Origin of the sequence: Bartonella japonica (genome assembly GCF_040545385.1) — a bacterium.
In the GTDB taxonomy this organism is placed as follows: Bacteria; Pseudomonadota; Alphaproteobacteria; order Rhizobiales; family Rhizobiaceae; genus Bartonella; species Bartonella japonica.
Genome location: NZ_JBEPLT010000032.1, coordinates 1 through 5,348, shown reverse-complemented (window position 1 = coordinate 5,348; position 5,348 = coordinate 1). Strand labels below are relative to the sequence as shown.

Sequence of the window (5,348 nt, the reverse complement as noted above, 5' to 3'; positions counted from 1 at the left end):
TTTGATTGTATATATCCATAAAGCTGCATCTTTCTTATCTCTGTCTAAAACGCCTCTCCCAGCACGAACAGCCTGCAACTCATTGTGGAAAATAAGTCCTGGAGAAACAGACAGTGATAATACCGCATCTGTAGAAGGCGTAGTTAAAAGGTTTGAAACTGATATTTCCTCATTTGATTGGAGAGAGAATTTATCTTGATGATGTGGGCGCAAAGTCATCTGATCGGATAGTGATAAATCTTCTGCAGAAATAACTGGCTGCTGTTTTTGATCAAAATGATCATGTTGACCAACTTGACGTGAGACATTAATAACCTGATCTTCTGAAGATACGACAGTTAAAGATATAGAATCACGCTGAGCTTCTCTCAAATGCCGAGGAGGTCTTGGCCTTGAAGGCTGTTCATTCTTTTTACCACTACCAACAGTCCCCCTCCTTCGAGAGGAACTAGAATCGCGTTGAGAGCTTATACCCACTCCGCTAGATGTATCATGTGAAAAAACAGTAGTCTTTGGTCTCTTACTCGTACGCCGAGGAGGAATACTTGAACATTCTGTATTTGCGGTTCCTATACCTAGATACCAAGTTATGGCATCACCACCATGCTCAGCTCTCCTGTCTCTTCTACATAACCGATACATATAAGTCCCACCATCAACAGCTTCAATTGCCTGACCAGAAAAGGTTTCTAGAGCAAAATTAGCCCCATTACCACTGCTTTGATCAGTAATTAATGGAATCTCAGTAAACAAACTATTTTTTTGAGAAAGAGGAGCTGTAATTTCACTACCTGAATCCGAAACACTTATTCTGTGGTTACCTAAGCCCTCATCGCTAATCGTTAGGTAATCGTTACGATCACTTCTGTCACTAATATTGAACCGAAAATGTAAATCACCTGAAAGCCTTTCAACATGAAGAGAAATATGGCGCGGATCATACCCAATAGAAGTAAAAATAACTGTCCCTCCTTCCCCACCTAAATCTTCGATTTTAATTTGAGGTCTTTCTACCTTACTCCGCTCTCCAACCAAAAATATTGTTTCAGAAACTCTCTCCTTTAAAGGAATCTCTTTTTTAGTGATACGGTCTGTAACATCACCAGCGAACAAATAAAGTCTTCCTCCTCCATTGACTCTTACTTCTCCAACTATATCTTTTGCACCAACATGTAACCATGATCTAGCATTCCCCTCAATTGTTAGAGTATCTGCAAACCCTCCAGGATATATCACTTGAACAGCAGTATCACTCAATCTAGTACCGTGTGCCTCTCCTCCCGCTAAAACATGCTGTCTACCATTACCAGAAACCACAGTTTCCATTGAATTTCCACCTTCTTTTCTTTGTTTCGCGTAGAGGTTTTGCTCACCGTTTTGTCCGACTTTTGTATGCCAAGCCCATGCACCATCATAGATATTCTGCTGCCCTATGGCTTCACCAGCACCAAAAACTGTAGTATTGAATGCACTGCTTTTTCTAACCACGTTTTTAAGATCAACATCATATTCTTCATGAACAAACTGCTTACCACCAAGGATTTTAGCCTCTACCGCATTCCCTCCGCGTGTAACTATTTGCATTCCACCTTTTTTAATAGTAGCACCTACAGAAACCGCACCATTATCAACAATTTCTACACTACCATCTTCGATCTTAATATTATTGCTCACAGAAACTATAGAGGTAGCCAATACTGAACCACTTGGTACTGTCCCTCCATTTCCCACATCCTCTAATTCTGTTAGCTCCCCATTTTTTTTCTCACCTGCATCTGCACCTTGCATAAGATAACTACTGATTATCAATACTGAAAAACCTAATCTGCATTTATGCCGCATCATCTACACTCCACTATTAATAATTAAACAAACATCCCTCTCCTACGTAGGTAGTTCACTTTAGTTTGTATCGTAATGTGTTTTATTTATGTCTAAATACACTTTTTAAGTGTATTATATTAATTAATACACGCATAAAGTGTGTGCTGAGGAGGTTATTTTAACCTAAAGTTGTACAACTTATAAAATACAAATTGTGCCCCTTGTATTAAGGGCACAATTTGCATTACTTGAAAAAAGAAAAGAAGAAACGATAGCGTTTTTAAGTAAAATGTAAGATCATTCTCGATGTTTCTAAACTTTTAAGAAAACTTAGTTGAACATTGAACGCTCTTTTTGAAAGGCAATCTTAAAGTTATTCAGTACCGCAACATCTAAAAACTATAGCGTAATCCTAAAATACCTTGAAGCGACTGCTTAATCTTATGTCCTTTTAAATAATGTGCTTCCGCATAAAACATCAATTTATCATTGACTGAATTGTTCAAGCCAACTCCCAGCTTACCGGCATTTCCTGAAAAGTCCGTGATAAATTTATGCCTATTATTAATTGTCGTATGATTATTATTTATATTCTCACGCAACCAAGCTGCCGTAATGTAAGCAGTCAATGCAGTTTCTGCATTTATAATGAATTCATGTCCTGCTGTTAATCCAACTTCACTACGTAATGAGGTTGATGAGCTTATATCAGCTGTCATTTTATTAGAAAGTGTGATTTTTTTACCTTCAATCTGTAAACCTGTTAGTTTGACATAAGGCTGCATCCAAGTATTTTGCGCTGGCTCAAAACGATAACCTAGTTCAAATGATCCACCGAACGCCCACTGATTAAAATTACTTTGAACGTCTAAACCATTCGTTGAAATAACCTTCAGATGATTTTGATAATAATTATATTTCAAAATACCGTCTATATACCACCTGCGATTATCAAAATAAGTTGCATAAGTTCCCATACTATAAGTGTTTAGATTGCTATCACCGCCTCTTGCATGGGAAACACGTGCCTGATCATAACTGCCAAAACCACCAACATACAAATCTCCATGTGTTAGTTCGTTTAACCGATCAGCACCAAATACAATACCTGTCTGCTCAAGCTTAAAATATGTATGATCTGCAGCAACACGTTCTCTGCTCTTAATTGCATAAGACCATAGATTTATACTTTTCCTGTTTTGCTCTAGAATTGCTCTGCCTGTACGCACAATTTCCATCTCATTGTTAAAAATAAGCCCAGAAGCTACCGCTGTAGAGAGAGTCCCATCAACTGAAGGAGTCGTTGATGACCAACCATCAGGCGCCAATGGATCTATTGGATTAGGAAGTGAAGATTCGGGTTCACTGATGCGATCTGCAGATAAAAACCAAGTTTTTCCATTTACATCCTTTCTCTGTTTCAAATTATACATATAGGTTCCACCATCAATCGCATGAATTTCTTCACCAGAGAAATCTGTCAAAGTAAAATGAGCTCCACCACTTTCATCCGTAATTAAATCACGCTTATTGGAAAAAGGATCCGTAATTTCAACTCCAGAATCAGCAACACTTATTGTATGATTGCCTTTGCCATTCTCAACAAAGAGATAATCACCACGGTTATGTGCAAGTGTGGTATTGAACTGAAAATGTAAACTTCCTGAAAGATTATTAACATGAAGCTGAGAGTAATACGGATCAGAACCAGTAAAAGCAAAAATAACACTACCCTTACCACTTAATTTCTGAATCAGAGAGCTTTTTCCATCAAACTCATCAGTGATAGAGTATAATTTTGTATTTTGTCCATTTAAAATAATATCTTCTGCTGTGCTATGATGTTGATCATTTCCGGCATAAAGATGCAAGTGTCCAGAATGATTCACCAAGGTTTTACCCTCTAATTTTGCTCCAGCATATACCAATGATTTTGATTCATCATTCATTGTTAGATTTTTTACAAATCCCTCAGCATATATCTTCTGACGAGCGGTCTCATTTAAAGTGACTCCTATAGCCTTACCTCCTTCTAAAACATGCTGTTGACCACCACCAAAGAGTTGCGTATCAAATGCAGAGCCACCTTTTATACTTTTATCCTTTTTTGCAATCTCTTGTATCCCCCCTCGCATAACCTTCGTATTCCAAACACTTCCTCCATCATATACCTTTTGTAGCCCTAATGTTTCTCCTTGACCATAAATTACGGTATTAGAAGCACTACTCTCTTTAATTTTCCCTCCAACATCACCTTCCCCGAAAACAAACTGCTCACCCCCATAAATTTCAGTTCCCTCTACTTTCCCTCCATTCCTAACAATTTGCTGTCCACCTTCTTTAACGATAGCATTTTTTGAAAAGCCTTGTTTTCCCTTGAAAGCCTCAACTCTTTCAATTCCACCATCTTCAATATTGCTATTCTCGCTAAGACCTCCTGCATAAACATAGATCTCGGCACCATTCTTTACCGTATTCCCAATAGACTTCCCTGGATCATCTATCTCTCCATCATTGGAAATGTAAGCTTTACCATCATGATCGAGTACAAAATTTTTTAGAACTGCTCCATCCTTAATAAAAATAAGTTCAGATTTTTTACGTACTGAAATATTTTTTCCAGCATTGCTATCTTTCTCCGGCACTTTACTGGTTAATATTTCTCTCCCTTTATTCATAGTGACATCACTGAGCTTTTCAAAAGATCCTGCTCCACCACGCGTCTTTAAAATAACATCACTTTTAGATCCTCTAACTTCTATACATTCTTCTGTTTTTATGTCCTGGTTATATTGATTATGGAATGTTTTCCCATTTACACTATAACCTAACTGACAAAGAAGCTGTGTCTTGCTTTCACCGGCAACTGCTGCTTGTACAAAATAGCTGCATAGCATAAACATCAAACAATTTTGTTTCCACTTGTATTGCATAGATATATCCTCCCCCATTACACCTGAGTAAACCTCAAGCGTAATTAGCTTTGAAAAATATAATTTCAACCTAACGTTGTAACAATTTCTTTTAACACTTTATTAATAGTACAAAAAACTGCTTTTTATATTCTACTAAATCCTTGATTCATCAAAGATAACATCAAGCAAAATCCATATTGCTTTTTTGACATTTTTTCAAAAAATTTTATCAAATAGACAGGAAGAAATATGAAAGAAAACACACACCACTATAGAATATACAAATTATCATGAATAATATAATCTATTTTCTCTCAAAAGTTATTTGTTAGCGATCCCATGAGATATTTAGTTTAAATAGCCCAACATGCTAAAAGCGATCAAAAAACATACTGCTAGAAACTATAGCGTACACCTAAAATACCCTGAAAAGCCTGTTTCATTTTATGACCTTTAACATAATGGGCTTGCGCATAGAGCTTTAATTTGTCACTGACTAAACTGCTTAAACCAGCTCCTAACTTACCTGCATTCCCTGATAAGTCCGTGATAAATTGATGCTGATGATTAATCTCTGTCTTATTATCATCTTTATTCTCACGCAACCAT

The 5,348-nt window shown here is 36.9% G+C and carries 3 protein-coding genes; all 3 read right to left on the bottom strand.

Annotated features, from left to right (window positions below; genetic code table 11):
• Positions 1-1,845, bottom strand: a 1,845-nt coding sequence (locus tag ABID39_RS07565) for a pertactin-like passenger domain-containing protein (RefSeq protein WP_354187529.1), incomplete at its 3' end; no start/stop codon positions are given.
• 371 nt (positions 1,846-2,216) lie between these two features.
• Positions 2,217-4,757: a BafA family autotransporter gene (bafA, locus tag ABID39_RS07560; RefSeq protein ID WP_354187527.1), complete on the bottom strand. Its 2,541-nt coding sequence runs from the start codon at positions 4,755-4,757 to the stop codon at positions 2,217-2,219.
• Positions 4,758-5,134: 377 nt separating this feature from the next.
• Positions 5,135-5,348 (bottom strand): autotransporter outer membrane beta-barrel domain-containing protein (locus tag ABID39_RS07555; RefSeq protein ID WP_354187525.1); only part of this gene is annotated, 214 nt, incomplete at its 5' end.

Bases quoted from the DNA above. Each gene is read 5' to 3' on its own strand.
- bafA (WP_354187527.1), bottom strand. From the start codon at position 4,757: ATGCAATACAAGTGGAAACAAAATTGTTTGATGTTTATGCTATGCAGC.